At 43.5% G+C, this 26,006-nt stretch carries 17 protein-coding genes; 5 read left to right on the top strand and 12 right to left on the bottom strand.

Annotated elements, in window-relative coordinates:
• Positions 1-52: 52 nt before the first annotated feature.
• Positions 53-2,077, bottom strand: a complete 2,025-nt coding sequence (locus ACEW8O_RS26360; protein WP_373497618.1) for a sulfatase-like hydrolase/transferase — start codon at positions 2,075-2,077, stop codon at positions 53-55.
• Between the two features lie 138 nt (positions 2,078-2,215).
• Between ACEW8O_RS26360 and ACEW8O_RS26355 the strand changes: the two genes are divergently transcribed.
• Positions 2,216-2,449, top strand: coding sequence for a DUF2905 domain-containing protein (locus ACEW8O_RS26355; protein WP_373497617.1), 234 nt, complete (start codon positions 2,216-2,218; stop codon positions 2,447-2,449).
• Between the two features lie 4 nt (positions 2,450-2,453).
• On the opposite strand, the gene ACEW8O_RS26350 is transcribed toward ACEW8O_RS26355, so the two are convergent.
• From ACEW8O_RS26350 to ACEW8O_RS26330, 5 genes are all read right to left on the bottom strand, one after another.
• Complete coding sequence (locus tag ACEW8O_RS26350; protein ID WP_373497616.1) at positions 2,454-3,911, bottom strand: alkaline phosphatase; 1,458 nt, start codon at positions 3,909-3,911, stop codon at positions 2,454-2,456.
• A gap of 169 nt (positions 3,912-4,080) precedes the next feature.
• A complete protein-coding gene (locus ACEW8O_RS26345; RefSeq protein WP_373497615.1) occupies positions 4,081-5,682 on the bottom strand; it encodes an arylsulfatase in 1,602 nt (533 codons plus the stop codon).
• Between the two features lie 11 nt (positions 5,683-5,693).
• Entirely contained in the window at positions 5,694-7,187 is a 1,494-nt protein-coding gene (locus ACEW8O_RS26340; RefSeq protein WP_373497614.1) for a sulfatase, read from the bottom strand.
• Between the two features lie 169 nt (positions 7,188-7,356).
• Positions 7,357-10,848 (bottom strand): sulfatase-like hydrolase/transferase, encoded by a 3,492-nt coding sequence (locus tag ACEW8O_RS26335; RefSeq protein ID WP_373497613.1) that lies wholly within the window; start codon positions 10,846-10,848, stop codon positions 7,357-7,359.
• A gap of 62 nt (positions 10,849-10,910) precedes the next feature.
• Positions 10,911-12,848, bottom strand: a complete 1,938-nt coding sequence (locus ACEW8O_RS26330) for a sulfatase (RefSeq protein ID WP_373497612.1) — start codon at positions 12,846-12,848, stop codon at positions 10,911-10,913.
• A gap of 286 nt (positions 12,849-13,134) precedes the next feature.
• Between ACEW8O_RS26330 and ACEW8O_RS26325 the strand changes: the two genes are divergently transcribed.
• Entirely contained in the window at positions 13,135-15,336 is a 2,202-nt protein-coding gene (locus ACEW8O_RS26325) for a hypothetical protein (protein ID WP_373497611.1), read from the top strand.
• Positions 15,337-15,373: 37 nt separating this feature from the next.
• Here the strand turns inward: ACEW8O_RS26325 and ACEW8O_RS26320 are convergent, their stop codons facing one another.
• On the bottom strand, positions 15,374-17,032 hold the full coding sequence (locus ACEW8O_RS26320) for an FAD-dependent oxidoreductase (RefSeq protein WP_373497610.1): 1,659 nt from the start codon (positions 17,030-17,032) through the stop codon (positions 15,374-15,376).
• A 294-nt stretch (positions 17,033-17,326) separates the two neighbouring features.
• On the opposite strand from ACEW8O_RS26320, the gene ACEW8O_RS26315 reads away from it, so the two are divergent.
• From ACEW8O_RS26315 to ACEW8O_RS26305, 3 genes are read left to right on the top strand one after another with little or no spacing between them, the layout of a single operon-like run.
• Positions 17,327-17,590: a Dna2/Cas4 domain-containing protein gene (locus ACEW8O_RS26315; RefSeq protein WP_373497631.1), complete on the top strand. Its 264-nt coding sequence runs from the start codon at positions 17,327-17,329 to the stop codon at positions 17,588-17,590.
• A 20-nt stretch (positions 17,591-17,610) separates the two neighbouring features.
• Positions 17,611-17,847 carry a hypothetical protein gene (locus ACEW8O_RS26310; protein ID WP_373497609.1) on the top strand — a complete coding sequence of 79 codons (237 nt, stop codon included), beginning with the start codon at positions 17,611-17,613 and terminating at the stop codon, positions 17,845-17,847.
• Positions 17,847-18,212: a type II toxin-antitoxin system VapC family toxin gene (locus tag ACEW8O_RS26305; protein WP_373497608.1), complete on the top strand. Its 366-nt coding sequence runs from the start codon at positions 17,847-17,849 to the stop codon at positions 18,210-18,212. Before ACEW8O_RS26310 ends, ACEW8O_RS26305 begins: the two co-directional genes overlap by 1 nt.
• Before the next feature lie 652 nt (positions 18,213-18,864).
• Here ACEW8O_RS26305 and ACEW8O_RS26300 read toward each other — a convergent pair.
• From ACEW8O_RS26300 to ACEW8O_RS26280, 5 genes are all read right to left on the bottom strand, one after another.
• Positions 18,865-19,032 carry a hypothetical protein gene (locus tag ACEW8O_RS26300; RefSeq protein ID WP_373497607.1) on the bottom strand — a complete coding sequence of 56 codons (168 nt, stop codon included), beginning with the start codon at positions 19,030-19,032 and terminating at the stop codon, positions 18,865-18,867.
• A 23-nt stretch (positions 19,033-19,055) separates the two neighbouring features.
• Entirely contained in the window at positions 19,056-19,331 is a 276-nt protein-coding gene (locus ACEW8O_RS26295) for a hypothetical protein (protein WP_373497606.1), read from the bottom strand.
• Between the two features lie 65 nt (positions 19,332-19,396).
• Positions 19,397-21,067 carry an L-lactate permease gene (locus ACEW8O_RS26290; RefSeq protein ID WP_373497605.1) on the bottom strand — a complete coding sequence of 557 codons (1,671 nt, stop codon included), beginning with the start codon at positions 21,065-21,067 and terminating at the stop codon, positions 19,397-19,399.
• Between the two features lie 6 nt (positions 21,068-21,073).
• Positions 21,074-24,076, bottom strand: a complete 3,003-nt coding sequence (locus tag ACEW8O_RS26285) for an FAD-binding and (Fe-S)-binding domain-containing protein (RefSeq protein WP_373497604.1) — start codon at positions 24,074-24,076, stop codon at positions 21,074-21,076.
• Positions 24,066-25,943: a malate synthase gene (locus ACEW8O_RS26280; protein ID WP_373497603.1), complete on the bottom strand. Its 1,878-nt coding sequence runs from the start codon at positions 25,941-25,943 to the stop codon at positions 24,066-24,068. The genes ACEW8O_RS26285 and ACEW8O_RS26280 overlap by 11 nt, the downstream gene beginning before the upstream one ends.
• Positions 25,944-26,006: the final 63 nt, after the last annotated feature.

The following is a 26,006-nucleotide window of genomic DNA, read 5'->3' as shown; positions in this document are numbered from 1 at the left end:
ATGAAAAATTCTATTTAAACAAAGCATTTCCATTGTTTTGGTTTTGGGAATTTTAATGAAAAACCTCTAAGTCCGCATGTTGGAAATTTTTTCCGCTCCACCTGATTTCAAATTTGGGATCAGCCTGGTTTTTATTTTGATAAACAATCTTTACCGGATGAAGACCCTTGGCCAAATTTACCTTTGCAGTTCCTGATTTTTCATTTCCAGATACCTTGTCCTTATCAAACAGCAATGCCTCATGGATGTGCATCACAAAACTCTCGTTGGTTTGAAAATCAAAAATATATTCACCTTCTTCTTCCACTTTTAAAAACCCCTCATACACGACGGTCATCTCTTCCTGTCCGGTGCTATTAACCACCTGGATTTTTGGCAGGATACCTTTTTTCTTGGAATCTTGGTTTTGGGGATTGATGTAGGGAACCCAGGGAGATTTTATGGAATAGAGGGAATAATGGATTCCTTTTTTGAGATTCCTCTTTCCTGCTACTGCGGGTACCGGAACACGATCATAAGGTCGTTCAGCGGATGCATTGGGTCTTCGCCATTGGAGCACAGTGTTTTTCATGTCCTGTTGAAGCCTTACAAAATCCTGATCGGTTGCGGCAAGATCAGTGATTTCACCGGGATCATTTTGGGTATCGTAAATTCTGAAATCATCCCGGTGGGAAAGGATGTTATAGCGGACTCCTTTAAATCCCTTAAGGTAGACCACCTGCATCTCCCCGCGCTTCTGCCCGATATGGGTTTCATGAAAACTTTGATAGGCGGGTGTTTCACCATTGACCTGATATTCGACATATACCTTACCATCAAAAGCAGTGCTTTGTCCCTTCAAGATGGGCAGCAGAGATCTGCCATCTGTATTGGCCGGTGCTGGAATACCCGCCGCCTCTGCAAATGTAGGCAACCAATCATGGAAGCCTGAGGGAGTCTGATTTTTAGTGTCTGCTTTGATTTTACCTGGCCACCTAACAAATGTGGGTACTCGAATACCCCCTTCCCAGGTATCTCTTTTTGTTCCGTCCAAGTTGGCAAAGCTCTCAAAAAATGTCGGCGCATAATCTCCATAGCCATACGATTCATGATGAGGGCCGTTATCTGATGTAAAGACAATCATGGTCTCACCATCAATTTCCAGATCCTTCAATAACTGCATCAGGTCTCCCACTGCGTTGTCAATCCTTCTGACCATACTGGCAAATCTTTGATGAACCTCTGGCCAATTATCATTGCGGTAATCCGGGTGGATATATTGATTTACTTCCCCTTTGGCTGTATTGATATAGTTTCCATCTTCTCCGATCCATTGCAGCCCACCCTGTACTCCGGCACCTTCGGGGTAGGGCATGCTTGCCACTTCAAGGCCTGCATGTGGGGTGTCATAAGCAAGGTAAAGGAAAAAAGGTTTTGTGGGAGATTCAGCTTTGTGGTCAATAATATACTTTTTGGCACGGGCCGTAAAAAGATCCGTTGTATAACAGCCGGATAACCTGGATGAAATTTCCTCTTCTCCGTAATAAAGTTCCATAGGACCGCGTTCAGGGACTTTATGGGCCGGATAGTGATTGTGCCCGTCTTTATGCCTGACATATCCGAAGAAATAATCAAAGCCTCTTTTGGTCGGATAGGCTTCCCAGGTGGCAAGGCTGTTTCCTTCCAGGCCCTGAAGGCCATATTTACCGATCAAGGCAGTGGTGTAGCCCGCTTCCTTTAATACTGTGGCCAGGTTGTGGTTGTCCGGGAGGGCTTTATCAAACTGGTTATTGCGCACATCAGCATGTCCTTGATGCAGGCCCATAAGCAGGGATGCCCTGGAGGGGGCACATACCGGGGCGGGTACATAATGCCGGGTAAGGGTTAAGCCCTCTCTTGAAAAAACATCCAGGTGAGGGGTACTGTGGGCGGGTTTTCCATCTGCTTTCCGCTGATTCTGAAACAACACACCAATATCCCCGTAGCCCAGGTCATCAGTAAGAATGAATATAATGTTCGGCTTTTCTTGGGCCTGCGCATTATTTAAAAACAGCAATAAAAATAAATATTGGGCAAATATTATTGTTATAATCTTCATCAGGTTAATGGGTTTTAGTATTTTCAATGCCTTTATTCAAACTCAGAGCATCCTCTCTTTGGGAATATTTCCAGAAGAGAATCCCTTCCTTATCAAGTAAATGTAATTAATAAAGATCAAATCCCTTATTTTTGCACCATGGAAAACGGAATGCCGACGATAGCTAAAATACTGATTTTTACAGGCCTGATCCTGATCGTGGGGGGATTGCTGCTCTGGGGTTTTACCAAATTCTCCGGGTTACGGTCGCTTCCCGGTGATATGGTTTTTAAGCGGGATAACTTCACTTTTTATTTCCCTTTGGGAACCAGTATTTTGATAAGTTTGCTGTTGACCCTGATCATTTTATTGTGGAGGAAGTTCAGTGGGTAATTCCTTAACCATTCCTTTTTTCTTTATTTACGATATTCCCTTTGGTGTCATAGTGAGTAAAAGTAATCATGGGTAATCCAGTTTTTCTTTCCACCTTTATTCCTAAAAACCCGCCCTTTACTCTTAGAAACCGGTGTTCGGCCCTGACATCTTCCTGATCCCAACCTTGGGCATGGGCATCACTTACCGGGCCTGACCCAAACTCCATCAACCCGGTTTTGCCATCAACGGAAACATACTGCCAATGCCTGTCTCCATTGACCACAAATGTGTTTTTATATGCTGACAGAAAATCCCGTAGCCAATTGCCCTCAGTTTCAAATGATTCGTTGGCATGGTTATCCGACTTCTTTTCCCGATCAGGACCCACTACAGGAGTGGGGGAAAACAAGATTTTAAATGTGGCGTCAGAAGCCTTTAAAGTTTCCTCAAACCACTTTTTCTGTTCGCTTCCCCAAATTGTCTTCTCTTCACTGTCAGGACTGGGATTGGGAGACCGGTATTCCCTTCCTTCCACCAACCATATCTGTAAATCCTTGCCCCACCTATAAGTACGGTAGGGTTTGTCCCTGATCGGCGCATTTTCCCTCCAGATTTTCAGACCGTCCTCAAAAGTGAGTTCTCCATATGAACCCGATGAGGGATAAACATCATCCTTCAAAAGGTCATGGTCATCCTTTAACATATATATCGGGGTGTTTTTGTAAAAATCCACCAAGGCAGGCCATCCGTCCATGGCGTGCCATTTATGTCTTGCCTTTTCTATGTTTTTTGCCAATGGGCCTGGTTTATCATAATATATATAATCACCTGTATGGACGAAAAAATCGGGTTTTAGCCTGCCCATACTGTCATAGGTATCAAACCCCCTTTCGTCATTGTCATAACTCCAAAAGTATTGACAGGTTGAGGTCACCAACTGAATGGGATTTGGAGTAGAAGGATCAGGTGCCGTCCGGAAAGCACCTTCAGTAAAAAACAAACCCCTTGTATTATTTGATTTAGCTTCCCAGATAATATTGTAATTGGATTCTGCCTTTAGGTTTTCAAAAGGGATCTGGACTGTATAATCATTTTCTTCCTTTGCGAGGTACCATTTTGAAACAATGGTTTTCCCTTTATTCATCAACTTAACCCTTACCCTGCCTGCCATTCCCTTTACCGCACCATCCATCTGATCCACAGGCATATTTTCATCGAAATCAATGGGATGCCGGAAAACTGTCTCATTTCTTTGGTGGCTGATAGGCTGAGGCTTTTGCCAGGCACATAACCGGGTCCAAAGCAGGGCTGAATGAGCGTCCACCTCAGCAGTTTTAAATCCATTCGTAAAGAAAATTTGAGAGCTTTTGGACAATCTTTTCCTGGCCATTGCCACCACATTGGGGAAACTTGAAAGTGACAAAGACGCCAGGCCTATGCCTATTTTTGCAAAGAAACCCCTTCTGCTGTTATTCTTCATATGCCAACATTTTTATGTTAATTTTGAATGCGTTTAAAGGTAAACTGAATTCTATCCTCATTCCGCTTTACCAAATTCTTGCGGTGTGGCGTGGGTGGATTTTTCTACTGCTTTGAGTTGGTTTTGGAACAATATCCCAAGATTCCCTTTCATTAATTGTCCGGAAAATTCAATTACTCCTTATGCTTTCCACTTCCTCCCAGGGCAATACGCCGGCATCGGCTGCCCATTCATTGTATTTTTGCTCCAACTCCACCACCACATCCGGATATAATCCACTGACATCTTTCAATTCTGTCCGGTCGATATTCATTTCATAAAGCTCCCATTCCCCGGAACCTTTCTTTTGGACCATTTTCCAATTTGCTTTCCTTACAGCCTTGTTTCCCTGATGTTCCCAAAACAGGTATTCGTGGCCTTCTCTTTTATTTCCTTCCATTAGAGGAAGTAGGCTCTTTCCCCTTAATGGCAGGATATCATGGCCTTTGTAGGAGGTAGGGTATTCGGTTTGAGTCAATTCCAAAAGGGTGGGCATGATGTCCATGATGTGTCCTACTTCATGATTAATTTTTGGTTCCTTTATCATTGCCGGGTAGTGCATAATCAGGGGTGTCGATATTCCTCCTTCATGTACCCAGTGTTTGTACATCCTGAAAGGCGTGTTACTGACATTGGCCCAGGACCTACTGTAAGAAACAAAAGAATTCCTGGATCCAATGGGCCCACCCGAAAACTCAGCATTGTCAATCGCCTCATGCGTCCCGCCGTTGTCTGAAAGGAAAATGATCAACGTATTATCCAGTATTTCATGTTCCCTAAGCCGTGAAACCAACTCGCCTATTCCTCTGTCCATAGACGTCATTTGGGCAGCATATACGGACATTTTAAGATCAAAAGTATCCTTCTCGGCCTCACTTAAGGCATTCCAGTCCAATACCTGATCATCCGGATCTGTCAATTCAAAGCCCTCAGGCACAATTCCGGATGCTTTCAATTTTTGGTATCTTTTTGCTCTGATGGAGGAGAACCCTTCTTTGTAGGATCCCCGGTATTTTTGGATGTCTTCCTCCCTGGCCTGAAGTGGAAAATGGGGAGCAATATGGGGCAGGTAAAGAAAAAATGGGGCGTTGGCAGTTTCTTTTGAGGCCATATGCTCATCGATAAACTGAATGGCATAATCGGTAAACGCATCTGTGGAGTAGAAATTGGCAGTATCTAAAGGAACGGGATCATCATCCAAGATCACTTGCCTTCCTGATCTTATGGGAAAAAAATAAACACCTCCTCCTGACGGGAAGCCGAAAAAGCGGTCAAATCCACGTTGACGGGGCCAGTTTGCCCTTTCTCCACCCACATGCCATTTCCCTGACATCAGAGTGGTATAGCCATTGCTTCTAAGGGCTTCAGCTATGGTTACACATTTTTCATTCAAGTACCCCTGATACGAAGGGTGGCCCATATCCCCTACCATATTTCCAATTCCCGCTTCATGTTGGTAAAGGCCTGTAAGCAGTGCGGTCCTACTGGGACAGCACCGTGAAGTATTATAAAATTGCGTCATCACCAACCCATTCTTTGCAAGTTGGTCAATATTAGGGGTTGCGATTTCAGCACCAAAAAAACCGATATCGGAATACCCCATATCATCTGCCATGATTATAATAATATTCGGGAGCCTTTGATCCTGGGATTTCTCTGCTTTTTGACAGCTCTGAAGAAAGGAAGTCAACAGAAAGAAAATATATACAATTACAAAATGGGTGTCTTTCATAGCTATTAATTTTATTTTTGATCAAATAATCCGGTATTTCCTTTTTCCCAAAGTGGCATCAATTGGGCCACTATTTCCGGATGTTGTGCGGCAATATTTTTGGATTCCAAGGGATCATGCAGGTGATCATATAATTCTATCACCGGATTTTCTTCCCGAAAATAGCGGGTGAGGCGATATCGCTCATTGCGCATGGTGATTCCATGATTGAAATAGCTAAATGCAATATTGTCTCTTTGCTCATCCTTTCCTTCCTGCATCAGTTTGACCAGACTCTTTCCGTCAAGTGGAAAATCCACCGGCAGTCCACATAATTCCATCAGGGAAGGGTAAAGATCCACTGAACTCACCACCTCATTTTTTCCAATCTCACGCGGTTTTATCCCGGGGACTTTGATAATAAGAGGGCTCCTTAAAGCTACTTCAAAATTGGTATGTTTTCCCCAAACCCGGTGATCGCCCAAATGCCAGCCATGGTCTCCCCAGAGTACCACTATGGTATTTTCCGCCAGCCCAAGCCGCTCCAATTCATCCAATACCTTTCCTACCTGGGCATCTGCATAGCTTACGGCGGCATAATAGGCATGACGTAATTTTCTTGCATATTCATCCGATAGGGGATTTTCCAGACGGGCCTTTTCATCTCCTGCTTGGTAATTATTAAATTCTCCCATTCGTTGCAAACTTGCCAAATGTATGTTTTCGGGGATATCAGGAACAGGAGATAGGGGTATATCCTGTTCATTATATAAATCCCAATATTTTTTGGGTGAGGTAAATGGCAAATGAGGTTTGAAAAAGCCTACACCTAGAAAAAAGGGCTGGTTTTTTCCGGCCAGTTGACGGAGTTTTTCTGTGGCAAGTTCTGCTGTGATGCCGTCGGGATAACCTGTATCCGGCACATCTGCTTTCTCATAAGGTTTTACCTGATTATTCATTCCCTGCCTATTGGATCCGTCTGCATATCCAAAAAAAGCATTCCAACCTGTCCCCCATTTATCCGGATCAAACAAAAATTCATTCCAACTGTAAGGCATTTCCGGTTTGGCACCTTCAGGCGATTCTTCATAACCATAAAGAAGGCCGTCAACAGAATGCCCGATTTTTCCTATTCCCACGGTATAATACCCATTTCTCCGGAAATGATGGACCATACTTTCAGGAATATCCTTTTCAGGTTCATTTGCCATGAAAGTTTCCAGAGCCGAGTTTTGAAGATGTCTTGTTGTTTTAGGCAAGAGACCCGTAAGGATACTACTTCGGGATGCCCCACAGGTTGGAATCTGAACATAATGATTTTGGAAAACCGTTGAGGATTTTGCCAGCCTGTCCATGTTCGGGGTTTTTACCAGAAGATTGCCATAAGCCCCAATATCAGGCCTGAGGTCATCCACTGCTATAAAAACAACATTAAAAGATGGCAGATCTTTCTTCCCATTTGGAAAGGACAAAGTGGACATTACCATAAAAAACAGAAAGGTGCAAGCTGTTTTTTTTAAGATCATTTTCACTGAAGTTGTTTATAGGTTTATGGAAATTTTCGCATGGTATTCTTTCTCATATAGGAATCGAAAGTTTTAGCAGCCAGGAATCTATAAATTTTTCTGCAATTGATTTGCCGTGCTTTCAGGTCAATCATAATTTGTAGTTTTTCAATTTAATGATTTACCTCCTTTAAAAAGAATTGACCTGTAATTCGATTTCATTCATGCCAGGGGATAGGCGGATGGAGCCGAACTGGGTATTGACTTTCTCTCCATTTAAGGATACCACATCATTGGGGGCAAATTTCAAAAACAACTCAGCTGAGACATTGGCCGGTAATTCGAAAACATAGCGCTTCAAACGGTTATTTTCCTTTTTGTAAGAAGCGTGCACCTTACCCGTCAGAAAAGGAACTGTAATTTCCGTTGATGTCAGATGGCTCAATTGGGGTTTTATTTCCAACAGACCAGCTCCCGGAGTTTTGGGCACAATTCCCCACATTTTTCGGGCAACAATATTGCCGGGAACGGCTCCCCAGGCATGGTTCCAATCGGCATTGGGTTTGTATTTCATGTCCCAGGCTTCCAAGGTCATGGTGGACCCTATGGCGATCATGTTCCACCAGCTCCGGTCATGGGTGGCAGTCATTAACTCCAAAGCATAATCGGCCTCCCCGGCATTGTACAGACCATCCATCAGGTACTGCGAACCATACACGCTGCAGGCCATACCCCTGGATTTGATAAATTCCACGACAGCAGGAATGTTTTCCTCCGAAACCATATTGAAGGCCAGCGGCATCATATTGGCGTGCAGGGAAGAATGTCCGGCGCCCTCACCATCCAGGTAAATCCCCTTTTCCGGGTCCATCAACTTTTCAGCAATCGCCTTTTTTACTTTTATTGCCATCAGTTCATATTCCAAGGCCTCATAGGTTTTTCCCAACAGCGATGCAAATTGCCCCATGATTTCCAGATTGCGGAAATAGAGGGCATTGATTACTGTATTGACCGGAGTAAAGACAAAACCATCGCGCTCTCCTGCTTCAGTGGCCAATTGCCAACCAGTGTCCTTTTGGGCCGGGGGCCAGTCCACGATATCTTTAAGTTTGATGGAGGGATCCTTAAACCCCAATTTTTTCATAAATTCAGGCGTGGCATTTACCGAACTTATCAGCCCATCTTCCCGGGCCAATTCTATCAGGGTCTTGTGCTTCAGTTCATCATAATATTTTTCAATCAGTTCGGTGTTGCCCGTGTACAAGTAATCCTCGTAAAACATCAGTGCCACATGTAGCTGCCACTCGGTCGGCCATGTGGGTTTTTCCATAAAATACTCAATGCTCCTTCTGGCAATCGGGTATTCCCAATCAACGGCATAATGACTGAGCTGATTGATATAGGCATCGGCCTCATAGGGTATGCGCTCTCGATCTCCATCCACATAGATGCCCGCAAAGGAGGTTGCTTTCATAGTATATTTGCACAGGTCCCATACTTTATTCAGAATGGTATCGGAACTGCTGAAATGGCTTTGGTCTTCTTCAAAATAGCCAAAGAATGCCTGCTGAGTTACTTCTTCGGGCCGTTTTTTAGCCACAATTTCAGCATAGCGAAAAGGCAATAGCACCGGAAAAGTATCGGGCATGGCCACGGCTGCAGGCCCTGTATTCCTTTCGTCTGCAGGCAACTGCAACACATACCTGTTGTTTTGGGGGCTTACTTGTACTTCAACTTCCCGGAAGCGGATATGCCCCTGGGGGTTCCGGTTTATCCTTTCCCCTTCAAGTTGCTCCCCTATGCGTACCGTCAGTGTTTCTGCCTGATCGGTTTTGTAACTGAATTCCAAGTTGGCAAATGCCGCTTTACCAAAATCCGCCAACCAGGTGTTTTCCTCGACTTCTTCAAGCGTCAGGGGCAAAATATTTCCCTGCTGGAAACGGTTGGCAGTTGTCAGGTATTCTTCCCTGTCCCCTACCTTGAAAACCTGACTTTGCGAATACCGGCCGGTACGATTGTCTCCATCCCAAAGCCTTACTTTCCAATAGTAGGTCTTGTTTTCCTCTAGGTCCGCACCTTCATAGGCTACATTATAGGATTGTTGTCCCGGGATTTTGCCTGAGTCCCAGACATCTCCTTTGTTCTGGTCGCTTTTTTCCAGTGAACTGCTGACCAAAATCTGATAGGCTGTCTGAAAAATCAGGCCTTTAGGAACCTGCCAGCCAAACACCGGTTTCTTGTCTTTTATAATTAGTCCGGAAGGATTTCGGATCAATTCCACATGAAGGTTTTCAGGAGCAGCCGTACTTTGATCAGACAGAACTTCTCCGATGGCATCCAACTTTTTTCGAAATGCCTTCAACCTGCCCTCATGCCGGGGATCTTTTGAAAGGTTTTTGATTTCTTTGGGGTCATCGGTCAGGTGGTACATTTCTTCCACCGACTTGTCGTTGACATAGCGGAAATATTTCCACTCTGCCGTACGCAAACCTTCACTGGAAGGAATGTTTTCAAAGTCCCACAAATGTTCGATCAGCACTGTGTCCCGTTCAAGTTTTTGTCCTTTGATCACGGGTACCAGACTCTTGCCTTGGTAACTTTCCGGAATTTTTACACCCGCTAAATCCAAAATGGTGGCGGGAACATCTACATTGGCCGCCATTTCTTCCGAATCCGAATGACGGGTAAGCCGGGGATCATATACCATCAGGGGCACGCGGATGGAATTATCATACAGCAACCATTTTCCGGCCAGTTGTCTTTCTCCGGTAAAATAACCGTTATCCCCCAAAAAGATGATCACAGTATTCTTATCCAGGCCTTTTACTTTTAATTGCTGTCTGATTTTTCCAATTTCCAAGTCGATTCCGGAGATCATCCGGTAATACCCTTTCATGCTGTGTTGGTATTTCTCAGGTGTATCGTAGCGCCAGGTCCAGCGAAGCCGGTTAAATCCGGATTTTACAAATTCAGGCTGGGCATCAAAGTACCTGTTCTCCGCAAGGTCCGGACCCGGGATTGTCACTCCCTGCAGCAAAGGATCGACTTCCTTTTGCCAGAAATATTGCAGTTCAGCCGGGTCATGCGCGTGGGGGGCACTGAAGGACAGAGAAAGGCAAAAAGGCTCATCTGAATTCGCTTTATTGATAAACTCCAATGCCTGATGGCCGGTATAGCGCGTCAAATGTACCGTGTCTCCATTTATGGTTTTATAGAAATATCCTCTATGATCCTTAAATTGCCCGTTTCGGTCGTAGGAATCGTATTCATCAAATTGTCCTGCAAGGTCCTTGTGGTTGACGCCGAATTTCCCATAAAACCCCACGCGGTAGCCAGCTTCTTTTAACAGTTTGGGGTAAGCCGTTTCCATGTAATCGGCTTTAATGGGTCCCGTCTGGAAAGTATAGGCATGTGTCCTTTCATATAACCCTGTTAAAATCGTGGCCCGGCTTGCCGCACAAATGGGGGTGGTAACCAATGCGTTTTTAAAATAGGAGCCTTCCCGCGCCAAACGGTCCATCTCTGGAGTATGGATCAGCTTGTTACCGGCATGTCCCAGGGCATCCCACCTTTGATCATCAGTAAGGATAAAAATAATGTTGGGCCTTTCCCGGGTCTGTGCATTTGCCCCAAACAAGCTTAATAAAATAAAATGGGCAAATATGATTAAAGTGATCTTCATAAAATTAATTTTGGTTGAAATTTTATATATATCCAGGATTATGTAAGTATTATATGGTTGATCTAATCAACAACTCTACGTTTCGGAAACAAGGCCATGGCATCATCTATAATCCTTTGACTAAAACCGAAATATGTTGCAACATCTTTATCACTTAATTTTTTGTTTTTAAACCTTGTCCAGTCTTCCATTGACAATCTGTCATCGGTGTGGCTGTACTGAAAGGCGTTGATGCCCTGAAGGAAAACAAAACCTTGGTCCGTTTCATTTACTTCTTTCATGATTGATTCAAACGCATGTTCCGGGTCACCACAAAAAGCCAATGCCTGTGCTGCCATCAATCGGTTGGCTGCAAATTCATCCTCATTGATCAATTCTTTCAATATTAACTGTACCCTATCATTCCGGGGTCTTGTCAGGAATAAACCATACGCACCCCAAAAGCGGATGACCGGGTGGTCATGTTTGATGAATTCAAAGTATGAAGCAATTTTTTCAGGATCACGGGAACCGGCAGCTTTCGCTACATCCAAAATCAGATCAATCGGATAATCCCCGCTCTGGGCATAATCATAAATGGTTGTATATGTTTTATTTTCCCCGGCCAGGTCATGGAACATCGGCTCCGGTATCAATCCTATATCCCTTGTCTCAATCATCCACCTGTCCAACTCATTTGAAAGGGAGTCCAGTTTTTCACTGAATCCAGGCTGGTCGGCTATGGATGCGACATGCCAGGGATCCTTTTCAGAATCAAAAAGTTCAAAAGCGGATTTAGGCTGATAGAACTGGGATTGAATAGCGTCAGTTTTTCCCTGATCATGGTATTCTTCCCATGCCCTCCAATTCGCCTGTACCGTATATCCATATCTGGTGTCCCTCCCTAGAGGTTTGTGGGGGAAAAAATTGCGGATAAAATAATATTGACCGTCCGTGACGGCTCTGGAAAAGTCATACCGTTCCGACATCCTGTCCCTGTAAAAATGAACGTAATCCATTGGTTCCACCTTCTCAGGATTTAAAAACACCCTCCCCTGCATTTTTTCGGATATCTCGATACCTGTAATGGATAAAAGCGTTGGTGCCAGATCAACGAAGCTTATCAAACTGTCATCTATTTCTCCCATGTTTTTATTTGCCAGATGTTTCCATTTTTCGGGCAGGTGAACCATTAATGGCACCTGGGTTCCTACATTGTAAATAAAGCGCTTGGACCTAGATAGCTGACCGCCATGATCCGAATAGAAAAATACGATGGTGTTATCCTCAAGACCCTCATCTTTAAGCTCCTGCAGCAAATCCCCTGTCATTTTATCCATCAAGGTGATCAGGTCATGCAGGCGTGCCCAGTCCTCCCTGATTTCCGGTAAATCCGGGTGGTAAGGGGGCAGGTTGATATCTTCAGGGCGGATTCGGGGTTTTTCCGGAATTAGCTCATTATCCAAATAATGCCGGATCCTATCTTCACTTAATTGGCTTTCATGGGTCACTATATTGTTAAAGACCGCAAAAAAGGGTTGACCTTCTTTCCTGTTTTTGTAATGGGCTTGATTGCTGGATTCATCCCACAAAGTATGGTCATTTTCGTAATTTGAATTATAATCCTTTTTGCTATTATTGGTACAATAGTAGCCCTCCTGTCTCAATATTTTGGGATACGCAGGTATCTCTGCGGGCAATTGCACCCTGCTTCTCATGTGGTGGGTACCGGTGGTGGAGGCGTACATCCCGGAAAGAATGGTAGCCCGGGCAACTGCACAGACCGGGGCATTGGCGTAGGCATTGGTATAGCGGATGGATTTCTGGGCCAGCTTGTCGAGGTTTGGCGTATGGGCCTGTTCAAATCCGTAGCTTCCCAGGTAAGGACTGATATCCTCGCAGGTAATCCATAGGATATTTGGCCTTTCAGGATCCTTTTGATTTCCCATATCAGTACCAAAGGACAATGTGGCGAATACCATAAAAAATAAAAAGGAGGAAGTGAATACTTTTAAAGTCATTTTTGCCGGATTATTATGCTTGGTTGAGGAATTTACCGCATGGGGCTATATTGTAAATAAGAATCGAAAACTTGGGTGTCCTGTCCTGAACATTCCATGATAGGAACCAATTGTTATCAAGTTAATATTAAAAGTTATTTTAACAATCCTGTACTGCCCTGAATACTGCTGTTATAATGAATAACATAAAAAATAAACATAAATTGATTAAGTTAGTAGGGCTATGGTTTTTCCCGACCTTATTACCCCAATCTGAATCCGCCATTAACCTCAAACCGGAATGGAGATGAAATCAAAACAATGTTTTTTTACATTTTGCCTGCTATTCCACTTTTGGGGATTGGCAGTGTCCCAGGATCTACCCGAAAATTTTCCCCATCTCCCATTTCACCTAACCGCCAGACCCTGGACTGCTTCTTCATTGGAAAAGTCGGATTATCTGAAAGTTTTGGAAGAAGTCTGTCATGTAATGGCAAAACACCAGGATCAAAACGGTGCCATCATTGATCCATTTCTCAGAAGAGAACATCAGTATTCCACACCGTATTTTGCTTATACGGTAGGAACACTCTTATCAGTTGGAAAAGCTTCCCATTTGAAGGCATCAGGAATAATGGCCATGGAAAATGCCACTGCCGCATTGGCAGGCGGTTATGCCAAAATACCGGATGCCCATGGTGAGTTTTTTATCAGCCCGCTATCGGAAGGTTTGAAATTGTACAAAGATTTTGTGAGCGAAAAACAATATCAGGAATGGGAAAAAAGAATGCAAACTCCTATTTCGGAGATTATGGAAAATCAGGAAGGCCGCATCAACAACTGGCGCACCTATGCCATGAAAGGAGAATGGAATAGGGTAAAAAACGGTTTTGCTGCAAAATCTTCCGCCACTGACTTTATTGAAAATGCATGGAATGAGAAAAGCCAAAGGTTGCGCATCATTCCCGATAAATGGTCCATGTATCAGGATTGGAGCAGCGACCCCCAATCTCTGGCTGTGGAAGCGGTAGGAAGGGGAAACCTGATCGGCTTGACTCTCGATGGGTATGACGGACCAGCTGCATCGGAAATCAAAAAAGCAGTGCGGAAAGGAACGGCAATTACTTTACTGCTTCAGGCCCCTGATGGACAGGCCCCATCCAACGGTAGAACGGACAACCATGTCTTTAATGATGTATTGTACCTGTTGGGATTTGAAGCCATGGCCGAAGATGCGCTACAGATGGGTGACAGCCTTTTGGCCGGCAGGTACCGCCGGGGGGCATATCTGGCCTTTCAAAGTATCAAAAGATGGCAAAGGGAGGACGGAGATTGGAAAGGCTCTTTTTTTGTTACCAAAAATTTCTTTGATCCCGCAGACCGGATCGGCTATCAACCGGCAAGTCAATGGGGAAATTATACAGGAGCTATTGCATACCACCTGGCAGAGGCATTTCATGTCCGGCAATCCATGGTCAAGGAAGTTCCAAGTCCAACAGAAATAGGAGGATATGCCTTTACAACTGATCCTGCCTTTTCGACATTCACAGCCAATGCAGGCGGAATGCAGGTGGTGGTCAATCTTAGAGGTGCAAGTGTGCCCAAATATGGATTAAGCTGGACCCCATTGGGAGTGAACAGGTTCAGCCGGGTCAACTGGGATGCAAGGTTAGGGCCATCGGATGGGGAACATGATTTAAAAGGCCAAACTGCATCAGGGGAATTCCAAAGCGGGGTAACTTTTGGTCCGGAATGGAAAATCGACGGGCAATGGGTCAGGATATCGGACCTGCCAAGGGATTATCGGGTCATTCCCGAAGTGGAATTCGTTCATCCCCTTTTGGTAAAATTCAAATTGCTGTACACCTATGTCACCGGGATGGGAGGCCCCTATTTTAGCCAGGAATTTACAGTAACTCCGGATGGTATCATGACCAGGTTAAAATCCCTTCAAAATATCCCCTTTGGGCTGACCGTCCCACTTTTGGAAAATGATGGCCGGCCCCTCATAAACAATATTACAGACCGGATAGCAAGTACTGCTTATGATAAAAATGGGGACGAACAAAACTTCATATCCCTAAACAGCAACCTTGTCATCAACAAGGATAGTCCTGCCATCCAAAGTACCTATGGCTGGTTGAAACCCCTGAGATTTCAGACCGATAGCTTGTCCAATGATGTATTTATCTATCCCAGAAACTCCTCCGAACCGCATGCAAAGGAATTTCTGGATAGTTTTCAATGGTTGGAAAATGGGTTTTCCAGCATTTTGGGTACCGTTTCGGGCAACTTGTATATCGGCAGGACATCTGCCGGAGGTGAGGGCAGAGCTTTGGATATCAACGGAAATGGAGAAATTGATGTGCAATTCGACCAACTCTGCCGGTTTATCCTGCAACTCGAGGAGGGAAAAGTGGTACATGCGGAAGCTGACCGCAAGGTCAAAATGATTTATAGAAACAAGGAATACTTACTGACTCCCTTTCAGCCACTGCCCATAGATTAATGCTCCTTTATCAAATTCTCCAAGAATATTAGCCAATCTACAACCTATCCTCCAACACCATCACCTGTCCATCTGCTTTCAGTGTTTGCTGTAATTTTTCATAAGGCAAATCCTGAACAGGAAGTTTTTCCTCTATTGCCAAAGCTGCAGCAGTGGCAGCAGATTGTCCCAATATCATAAATACCGGTTCCATCCGTATGGACCCGAAGGCGGTATGGGAACTTGAGACACATACTGCCACCAACAGGTTTTCACATTCCTGTTTTTTTGGAATAATGGTGCCATAAGAAATGCTATATGGTTCCTTTGGTTTGACACCAATATCCCCTTCATTCTGTACATTTCCCTCGGCCGTGACGATGCGCTGAATATTGTGTGAGTCCAATGAATAGGAACCCATCCCAATTGGTTGGGGAACCTGTTTTGCTCCCAATACATCATGCTCGGTCATCACATATTGCCCTATCAATCTTCGGGCTTCCCTGACGTAAATCTGATGGGGCCAGTTACCATTGTCTGTAAACTCATCTTTGGCCAGTCCCCATTTGTTCATTTCGTTTCTTACCTTTTCGGGTACTTTGGGATCATTGGCCATATAATACATCAGGCCTTTTTGATAGTCTTCATGTTCCTTGATGATGGCTTTTCGCTCTTCATAGGTGGCTTCAGGATAAGCATAATTCTTCCCGATGTAATCCGTGCTGAACGGGCCGTGGTTGTTGGTATCGGTTTTCAGGTTGGGAATGGGATCAAATTTGTCAAAAGTCTCGTTCCATCCCGTTTCATAAACCCTTGCCAACAATTCATAACGGGCAGGGTCATACCCCTCCGGTTTGGGAAAAGGCAGTCTGTTATCAGAATGTTGGCTGAGGCACATCCGGAAATTATATGCCTGTACCTTATTGTCTCCTGTGCCGTTTTCCGGCAATTCGGCGTCAGAAATCTCGGGCAGAAGACCACTTGAAGGGTCTCCGGGAATAACGTATGGACTTATCGGTTCATAGAAATAATGCCTGTGCTGGAACACTCCAAACTGCACCCCATTCCATGTTTCACCATAAGTATCATTGGATTCCCTACCTACATGGTAACTGACGCCTGATGCAGCCATCAAATCCCCCTCATAAGTGGCATCTATAAACATTTTCCCTTTGAAGGTTTTTCCGGAAAGTGTGGTAATGGAAATGATCTTGCCATCTTCTAACTGCACACCATTTTCCCTATCCAACCATTCATCCCGAAACACTTGAATATCATTTTCTGCCACAAAATCTTCAAAGACTTTTTCTGCAGCATGTGGTTCAAATATCCACATGGTCCTGGCATTCCCATCAATGGCCGGTGTCCCCTGCCCCACATTGCCATATTCGTCCTTTTTCTGCCAATTCCAGGAATCTTCATTTTGGTAATGCATATAGATCCTGTGGTAAAACTCCCTGGCCAATCCACCGATGACAGATTTATTTCCGGTATCTGTAAATCCAAGTCCTCCGGCAGACAATCCCCCAAAGTGGATATCAGGAGATACCACTATCACTGATTTGCCCATTTTCTTGGCCTGAACAGCCGCAGTAATGGCAGCGGACGTGCCGCCGTAGATGATAAGATCGGATTCAAATGAATTGGTATTTTTTGTTTCGCAACTAAAGATTAACAGCAGGATTGTAAAAGCGAGGAGGAAGGGGGTTTTGTGCATGGAAGGGGTGGTTATAATTTATTAGGTTAGTGGTTAATCAACCAATTTAAAAATAAATTACCAATAATTGTAAAAATAGAAAGATGATGCAATGTAGATTACTTACTAGAGCTCTTATTTTCCTTGATTTCCTTGAGACGTGTTATAAACTCCTTTTGGGTAAGGGGTGTGGAAGATTTCATTCGTCTTTCGATTTCTTGTTCGCTCATAGGGAAAGGTGAGGATATAGGCTTTAATTAGACTCAGGCATACAATTTAAACTTATGTTGACTTAACAAATATCGATAAAAATGTATCAACCAATACTACCTGTACATATTAATAAAAAATGGGATCTCAGAACTATCAGCGATAATTGAATACCCCAAACTCCGTCAACAACAGATTGAGGAATGGGATTTGGATGACCTTCAAACAGTGGAGGGATGGATTGCCCTTGCCAAAAAGGTCATCCACCAATCAAATTGCCCCGATCTGATCAAAAAGCCCATTTGCAAAAAATGTAGCTACTATAATTTTTGTTACGCAACCGAAAGTGACAGCAATGGGATAAATTAGTATATTGTAAATAAAAACAAATGGAGCATAAGATCACCATCAACACGGAAGACCAAAAGCTAATCCATCAAATTTTGGAATTGATCAAGGATGAACAGGCCACCTATAGATTGGAACAAGCTGACAATAAAAGCAGTGATAAATTGGTCGAGATTATGGACCAAATAGCAGCCAAGAATCCCATCAAAAGCATCAAAGACCCACTGTCTTGGCAAAGAGAGGTACGGAAAGACAAAAAACTAATGGGTAGGAACTGATGCTCATATTGGATAGTAACATATTGATTTATGCCTTGCTGCCAGAATACCAAAAGCTTCGTGATTTTTTAAGGCAAAAAGAATCGGCTTGCTCAATTGTAAGTAAAATTGAGGTATTGGGTTACAATAAATTGACAAATGACGAAATAGAAGCATTTCGTTCTTTATTTGACAACATCAACATTTTACCATTGACTTGGGAAATAGCTGACACTGCAATAAAGTTGAGGCAAACAAAAAAAATGAGTTTAGGAGATTCCATCATCGCAGCGACCTCCTTAGCTTATCATGCTGAGCTCCTTACGGCCAATACCAAAGATTTTGATTGGATCGAAAATTTAAATATTACAAATCCTATAATTTGAAAAAAGCATACTACCTTTTCAACCCAGGGCGATTGAACCATAGAGGAATTGAAATAAAGAGGCGATTTCTGTACCGGATGAATTAAGAAGCCCATTAATCTCACCATAGAGGAATTGAAATTTGATCTTAGACCATAGAGGTGCTGTAGTCCAACCACCATTAATCGCACCATAGAGGAATTGAAATAATGCCTGTGCTGGAACACCCCAAACTGCACCCCATTCCAGGTCTTACCATAAGTTTCATTGGATTCCCTGCCTACATGGTAACTGACGCATGAGGCAGCCATCAAATCCCCCTCATAAGTGGCAATAACCAATTTGGAAGGAAAGAACGGTTCTATATCAAATATTATAAGTCATTAGACAGTGGTAATTATCTATAAAACGCAATTTGAATTTGTGCCACAAGCTGTGGCACAAAAACCAAACTTTAACCCTTCATTTACTAAAAATTTATCTTCCTTTCCCTAATTTATTTCAGGGCACATGCTTCAAATCACCAATTCCCTTTAATAAATAGTGTATTTGCATAAATCGGCTATGCCGGATTTGGGACGTCAGGGTTTTAGAGTGTTGGGATTAAGGTTGATACTAAGGAAAAAATAAATAATATAAATACTCAGGGTCTTCGGCTGATGGATAGTTCGATTTACTTATTATTTCCCAATTGCAGTCGGATAGCTTCTTCCAATAACCGTTCCCCCTCTTCTTTTGAAACGGGTCGTGCTATGCTTTTGAGTGACTTCCATACCCTTTCTCTTTCTTTTAATGTCTTGGCTTTTGCGAAGGGATTCAGGTCTTTTACTTTTTTGTCCATACTTCAAATATACAGCAATTCCATTATCCGGTACAATAAAAATGTTCAATTTCCTCTTCGTCGGCAACTTTCACCTGAAGGATTTTTCGTTTTAGTTTTTCAATATTTGAAACTATCAGCAGGATCCTTTTTTTGGAACTATAACCGCAGGCAATGGTGTAACAATCTTTCCGCGGGTAACCTTCCAGCGGGGACAACCTGTGTTTGGGATTATCCAAAACAGAGAGTATTTCAGCTTGGGTTATCCTATCCGGATAGTCTCCATCCTTTTCGCTTAAACCTGAAAATTCTAGATCCATATCTGCATAGCTTTTACATAAATGAAAAACCGGAGAAGAATAAAATTCCTCCGGAAAATAAAATATTAAGTAACAGTTACATTCAAAAACAAAAGCCCCAAAAGCCCGACAACGAGAATATAATAAAGGGTTGGAAGAATTGTTTTTCTTAAGATCAAGCCTTCTTTGCCCAAGTAACCAACCGTTGCTGATGCCGCAACCACATTATGTATGGCTATCATATTACCTGCGGCAGCACCAACAGCCTGCAGGGCCACTATGATCGTGGTCGGCATTGACAACCTTTCGGCAACTCCAAATTGGAATAAACTGAACATTAGGTTGCTCACGGTGTTGCTTCCGGCAATGAAAGCTCCCAAAGCCCCGACTGCAGGAGCGAACAAAGGATAAACCATCCCAACCCTGGAAGCAACCCATTCTGCCATTACAATAGGCATTCCCGGCAGTTCCTGGGGATTGATTCCGGAGTTGATATAGATCCTTACCATGGGTATGGTAAATACCAAAACAAAGCCTGCCCCTAAGATCATCTTTGAACTTTGTGCAAATGCAATTCCCACATCTTTCCATTTCATCTGATGCAAAAACACTGTGATGGCCGCAACCAGGATCAGGATGGTTCCCGGTAAATATAAGGGGGTACTTGCGGCAGAAATCTGGGTTCCAAGTATATTCTTATAACCAATTTCAATTGATGTAAGCAGGGCCTTTACGGGCAATTGCGGTAGCCGGGTCATCACAAGTATTATGGCCAGCAAAATGTATGGGAACCAGGATATGAACAGTGATAAAGGAGCCTTGTTTTGATTGATGTCCACTTTCAAATCCCCAAACCATAATTTTGGCCAGGTACTTCTTTCGGCGAAGTCCCATGTTTTTTTCGGAACCAAAAATCCCTTTTTTGTGGCAGGAACAATGATCAACAATCCCACCAAAGCACCCAATAAAGACGGGAATTCGGGGCCAAGGAAAATACCGGTCAATAGGTAAGGTACCGTAAACGCCAGGCCTCCAAAAATGGCATAGGGAAACATGACCAAACCTTCCTTCCAGCTTTTGTTTTCGCCAAAAAACCAGGTCATCATACAGATCATAAACAAAGGCATGATGGTACCTGCGATGGTATGAAAGATGACTGAATTTGAGGTGATGATCTGCAGGTAATCCATATAGGTCATGTCTGCTGCTGCCAACATGCTATCCACTTGGGAACTTTCCAATCCTCCACGGACACCCACTAAAATGGGAGTCCCTACCGCACCAAAGGTGACCGGTGTACTTTGGACCATCAGACCCAACATCACAGAAGCCATTGCAGGAAAGCCCATTGCCAATAATAATGGGGCTACAATCGCAGCAGGTGTTCCGAATCCTGCTGCTCCTTCTATAAAAGACCCAAATAACCATACAATGATGACCACCTGCACCCTCCTGTCTTCACTGATACCGGAAAAGCCATTACGGATTGACTGTATCGCTCCTGAATAATTGAGCAAAGTCAGGAGTAAAATTGCCCCAAAAACGATGTATAAAATGTCAAATGTAATAAACAGGCCCTGTATGGAAGAGGCAAGGATATCGACTATGGAAAGGTCCCAGGCTAGGTTTGCAATGACAGCCGTACTGAGAAAGCCGATCGGCATACTGTATTTGGCGGGTATTCTGAATCCGACCAAGAGTACGGCGACCAATAATATCGGAAAGAGTGCCAGAAAGGATAATACCGAAATAGACATAAGGGATCATTTTTGGGGTGTATCGTTATTTTTTTTAGGAACTGCCCTTATTACCTCAACCCAATGTTTGGGTTTAGTATTGGTAAAATGGGCAATTTGATGTCTGCAACTGAAGCCGTTTGCAATGACCGCAGTCTTTTCGGACACTTCATTGAGTGTCGGGAAAAGAATTTCATCTCCTATTTTTTTTGAAATATCATAGTGTTCTTTTTCATAGCCGAAAGAACCGGCCATCCCACAACAGCCGGAAGGTATTTCCCTGATAAGTGTATTGGTGTTTGCGAAAACATTTTTGGCTGCATTGGTACCAAAAAGGGCTTTTTGATGACAGTGTCCGTGGATCATAATGTCATCTGCCACCGCCTTGAATTCTACGTTCAGTTTTCCGGATTTCATCTCATGATCAAGGAAAACATCGATCATTAATACATTGGATTTGAGTTTCCGGGCAAGCTCCTGATCATCAATCAGGTCAGGCAGATCATCACTGAGGGCAGAAGCACAGCTTGGTTCACAGACCACTACTTTGAAACCCTGATCAAAATATTTCTCAAGACCTTTAGCGGTTCTGGTTCCATCGGCTTTGGCGTCTTTTAGAAATCCATGTGAAATTTTTGGTCTCTGACAACATCCCACATTGGCCAATATCACTTCATAGCCACAGGAATTCAAAAGCGCAACTGCAGAGATTCCAATTTGAGGTTCATGAAAATTCAGGTAAGTATCAGCAAAAAGGACAACTTTATTGGAGGAGTGTGGTTGTTGGTTTCCGTTCTTCAAAAACCATTTGTAGAAAGGTTGGCCGGAATAGTCAGGCAGGGTCCTCCTTTTGTCAAATCCAATTGTTTTTTGAAGTAAAGCCCTAAAAAACCATGATTTTTGAACGGCATTGATGGCCCATGCAAAGGAACCTGAAAATCTTGAAGCCATCTTGGAGGAATCTCTAATCAACCGGTCTCTTAAAGTTGTGCCATGTTTGTCAAAGTAAAGCTGTCCCACATCACTTTTCAATTTGGCCATGTCCACATTACTCGGACATTCAGATTTACAGGCTTTGCATGAAAGGCAGAGGTCCATGGTTTGCCGGAGCCTTTTGCTGGTCAGGCCATCCTTATCCAATTGGCCTGACATGGCCATTCTGAGCGCATTGGCCCTGCCTCTTGTCGAATGTTCCTCATCTCTTGTTGCTTTGAAACTGGGGCACATGGTCCCTCCAATAATCTTTCTGCACTCCCCCACCCCGGTACACATGTGGACAGATTCCCGAAAGCTATTTTCTACCCTATATTTAAATTGGGTATCAGCAGTTTCATCTTTATAATCAGCTCCATACCTGAGATTTTTCTCTATGGTTTGGGCATCCACAATTTTACCCGGATTCATTAGATTTTCCGGATCAAAGAGGGTCTTGACCTCTTTGAAGGCATTGTAAAGCTTAGTTCCAAAAAATCTTTCATTATATGCACTCCTTACAAGCCCGTCTCCATGTTCTCCACTCCAGGAACCGCCATATTCCAGGACCAGTTCGAATGTTTCATCCGCTATTTTTTTGAGATTCTCGATGTCCTCGTTTTGCCTTAGGTCCAGAATTGGCCTGACATGAATGACCCCAACACTGGCGTGGGCATACATGGATACTTCCGTGTTGTGTTTCTCACAGATTTTGAGAACCCTGTCAATGTATTCCGGGAGTACATCAATGGGTATGGCCGCATCCTCGATAAATGGAAGGGGTTTTTTATCTCCTTTGATTCCCAACATCAGACCCAGGCCCTTCTTCCTTACAATCCATACATCCTCATAAGCTTTACCTTCGGGGAATATTGGAAAAGCATAACCGAGTCCCATTCCTTTCAATTTTTGAACCATCTTTTCAGGTCTTTCCATCACATCCTCAAAAGAATCCGAATAAAACTCCACAATCAGAATGGCAGCAGGATTTCCCTCAATGAAATGACAATGCTGCTTGGTCGTCAGGTTCTCCTTGGAAAGGTTCAGTACTGTCCGGTCCAGTATTTCTATGGCAGAGGGATTGAATTCCAACATGGGTGTGACCGCAGAGATGGCATCCAACAATTCACCAAAGTGTACCACCACCACAGACTTGAATTTTGGTAAATCCACCAGGTTTAATTTGATTTCAAGCGTAGTGGCCAAAGTCCCTTCGCTACCGGTGATTATTTTTGCCAAATTCCAATGGTCAGTATTAACAAATTCATCCAAATTGTATCCACCAACCCTACGCATTACTTTGGGGAATTTGGTCTTTATCTCATCCAGATTACTTTTGACTATATTTTGAAACCTCTGATAAATCTCCCCTTCCCTACCTGACTGTGAGCTCTTGACATGGTATTGTTCTGGGGAATGTGCATTGAAATGCAGCACCGTATCATCGGCCAACACTACTTTCGCTTCCAAAATGTGGTCTACTGTTTTGCCGTATAGGATGCTTTTGGTGCCGGAAGAATTGTTACCTACCATTCCGCCCACATTTGCCCGGCTGCTGGTCGCAGGATCAGGTGCAAAATGCAATCCTAAAGGTGCCAGTTTTTCATTCAACACATCCCTGACCACACCGGGCTGGACTTTCACCCATTTTTCCTTTTCATTGATTTCCAGAATTTGGTTCATGTATTTGGAAAAATCCAGTACAAGTCCATCGGCGACAGTTTGTCCGGCAAGACTTGTCCCCGCGCCTCGGGGAAGAATTTTCAATTTGTTTTTCCTTGCAATCCCTATGGCTTTTCTTACATCCTCCTCATCTTTGGGAAGGACCACTACCTGGGGCTGAATCTGATAAATACTGGCATCGGTAGCGTACATTCCCAACGAATATTGATCGGACAATACATCTCCTTTTATTTTATTTTTAAGTTCAGCAATCAGCGCATGGTCCATGGCCATAAAATCTTGGGTTAAGTGATAATTGGAATTGTAGGTACTGGGTGATATCTGGGATTGCGTGGGAATATAATACGTTTCCTGGGCTTTTCGATCAGAAATCAAGATTTTCGGTTATCCTGGTTCCATCCTTAAGGAAGGCATTGGTATATTTTTCAATCCTTGATTTGGCTTCTTTTAAATCCGAATTGTTCAGATTTATATTTAAAAGATCTATAAACCAAGGAAGCTTTTGTTTGGTCAATACATAAGTCCTGACTATTTCCTTTGATATGGGCAAAGTAGTGGCCTTTGAATCATCATGTACATCCTTGTTGCCGGCCTTCAACAGTTTTTGGTATTCTTCTTCCAATAAGCTTTCAAAAAGTCCTACAGAAAATATATCGCCTTTTTTCACTTTGGAATCGGGATCATCTTCAGTAATTGTGGCCTTTTTATGTATCCATTCCCATAGGATGCTTACCCTTATTTCTCCGGTCGCCATGTCCTCCATGAGGTAAAGCACATTGTCATTTCCAAAATAATCTGCGGGTTTTAGGGCGGCTGCCTGCATACCTTGACCAAATGCATTTCCATACTGCAGGGCTACGCTGATCAGATTTCTGGCGCCATTTATAGTTCTAGGGGCATCTTCAAGCTCCAATAGTCCATTTGCATCTTCCATTGTATAGGTCAGTTCAGGGAATTTCCTGCCCAGTTGGTTGGGTTCACCCACCTTTTCCCATACCGGCCTGATGATATGTACCATTTTCCAATGGGCAACCCATTTACCGCTAGCGCCTTCTTTTTGCTCCCGCTGCCCTCCTTTCAAGGCCTTTTCCATACTGGAGGCAACACCTTCCTTGGAACCAACAGGAATGTTGGGTTCCATACCTCCTTGCCAAAGCGCATAGTTTCCCGATTTATCAGGGGTGTTGACCGCTCTTCTGACCCTGTCTTCATAATTTCTCATATAGCCATAGGTCATGGTGATGGATTCTATGTTAGGGTTAACAAAATCCCCATCCCAGGACATGGCATCAGAAACACTGTTGATATAATCCCATCTTCCGGTATTGAAGCCCACAAAGTGTTTGCCCAAAGCAGCCCTTATTTCCATCAATTGGTAGGTTGCTTCCAATTGTTCTATCAGCACATAAACCCTAATGGTTCCGGATTCAAGATCCAAATGATTTTCGAGTGCAGACATCAGCTTGTCCCATAATGCGGCCTCTGCCGCTGTCTGTATTTTTGGTAAATAAAGAACAATGGATGAACCTCTCGCCTGCAGGTTTTTATAATTATTGACCACATAGAGTGTCAGATCCACGATAGAGGCTGCCATTCCTACACCATTTTGGTCCCTGATATGCCTGTCATCCAAATGCAGTCCCCTCGCCCTAAAAATGATGGTTGTGAAGTCAAGCTGTTTTTTCCAGTCAGAGACAATCGGATGACCAAAAAATCCATTGGCCCATTTGTTCATTTCCCTGGAAACAATTTCTGCCACCTCCAAAAAAACCGGGGAACGGCTGATGGCAAGTTTCAAATTCCTTTGGTTGTCCAGGGACATGTTGTCAATCTGACCTAAGGCGTCTTCCCCATCAAACATCCACCCATCTGCCCCGGACAGTAATGCATAAGCGACATTACGGATACTGCTGTTCAAGGGGGCATTTGGTTTGGCTGCGGGCCCTGTTCCCTGAATCCATTGTCTTTGGAGATCTTTAGGCACGGGCTTTCCTTCAAAATTACCGGACCTGGCATCCCTAACGGAAATATCTGTTCCGGCGATCTTTGAATCCTGATCCAAAAATTGAATTTTCAATTTGTTGTTTTTCCTTTTGTTCCTCCTTTCAATTCTCTCATTCATTATTTTTTTGATGTCGGCATTGAAAGGTGAAAGGACAGCAAGGGCGTCCAAGGCTTCCGTGGTGAAAATGTCGTTGTAGGTTTCTTTGAGGTTGTTGTGGATTTGGAGGTTTTGGGTCATGGTTATTTTTTTTGTTGTTATAAAAGGAAAGATATTTCCTTCTGAGAGGTCATAGGTTTAGAT

This window comes from Aquiflexum sp. (assembly GCF_041749095.1).
GTDB lineage: Bacteria > Bacteroidota > Bacteroidia > Cytophagales > Cyclobacteriaceae > Aquiflexum.
Note: the sequence above shows the minus strand (reverse complement) of the source record. Positions and strands in the feature narration are given on the sequence as shown.

Excerpts from the sequence above, each read along its gene's own strand:
- ACEW8O_RS26305 (WP_373497608.1), top strand. The coding sequence starts at position 17,847 with ATGCTCATATTGGATAGTAACATATTGATTTATGCCTTGCTGCCAGAA.
- ACEW8O_RS26310 (WP_373497609.1), top strand. The coding sequence starts at position 17,611 with ATGGAGCATAAGATCACCATCAACACGGAAGACCAAAAGCTAATCCAT.
- ACEW8O_RS26295 (WP_373497606.1), bottom strand. The coding sequence starts at position 19,331 with ATGGATCTAGAATTTTCAGGTTTAAGCGAAAAGGATGGAGACTATCCG.
- ACEW8O_RS26330 (WP_373497612.1), bottom strand. The coding sequence starts at position 12,848 with ATGACTTTAAAAGTATTCACTTCCTCCTTTTTATTTTTTATGGTATTC.
- ACEW8O_RS26280 (WP_373497603.1), bottom strand. The coding sequence starts at position 25,943 with ATGACCCAAAACCTCCAAATCCACAACAACCTCAAAGAAACCTACAAC.
- ACEW8O_RS26360 (WP_373497618.1), bottom strand. The coding sequence starts at position 2,077 with ATGAAGATTATAACAATAATATTTGCCCAATATTTATTTTTATTGCTG.
- ACEW8O_RS26345 (WP_373497615.1), bottom strand. The coding sequence starts at position 5,682 with ATGAAAGACACCCATTTTGTAATTGTATATATTTTCTTTCTGTTGACT.
- ACEW8O_RS26350 (WP_373497616.1), bottom strand. The coding sequence starts at position 3,911 with ATGAAGAATAACAGCAGAAGGGGTTTCTTTGCAAAAATAGGCATAGGC.
- ACEW8O_RS26290 (WP_373497605.1), bottom strand. The coding sequence starts at position 21,067 with ATGTCTATTTCGGTATTATCCTTTCTGGCACTCTTTCCGATATTATTG.
- ACEW8O_RS26325 (WP_373497611.1), top strand. The coding sequence starts at position 13,135 with ATGAAATCAAAACAATGTTTTTTTACATTTTGCCTGCTATTCCACTTT.
- ACEW8O_RS26335 (WP_373497613.1), bottom strand. The coding sequence starts at position 10,848 with ATGAAGATCACTTTAATCATATTTGCCCATTTTATTTTATTAAGCTTG.
- ACEW8O_RS26320 (WP_373497610.1), bottom strand. The coding sequence starts at position 17,032 with ATGCACAAAACCCCCTTCCTCCTCGCTTTTACAATCCTGCTGTTAATC.
- ACEW8O_RS26300 (WP_373497607.1), bottom strand. The coding sequence starts at position 19,032 with ATGGACAAAAAAGTAAAAGACCTGAATCCCTTCGCAAAAGCCAAGACA.
- ACEW8O_RS26340 (WP_373497614.1), bottom strand. The coding sequence starts at position 7,187 with ATGATCTTAAAAAAAACAGCTTGCACCTTTCTGTTTTTTATGGTAATG.
- ACEW8O_RS26355 (WP_373497617.1), top strand. The coding sequence starts at position 2,216 with ATGGAAAACGGAATGCCGACGATAGCTAAAATACTGATTTTTACAGGC.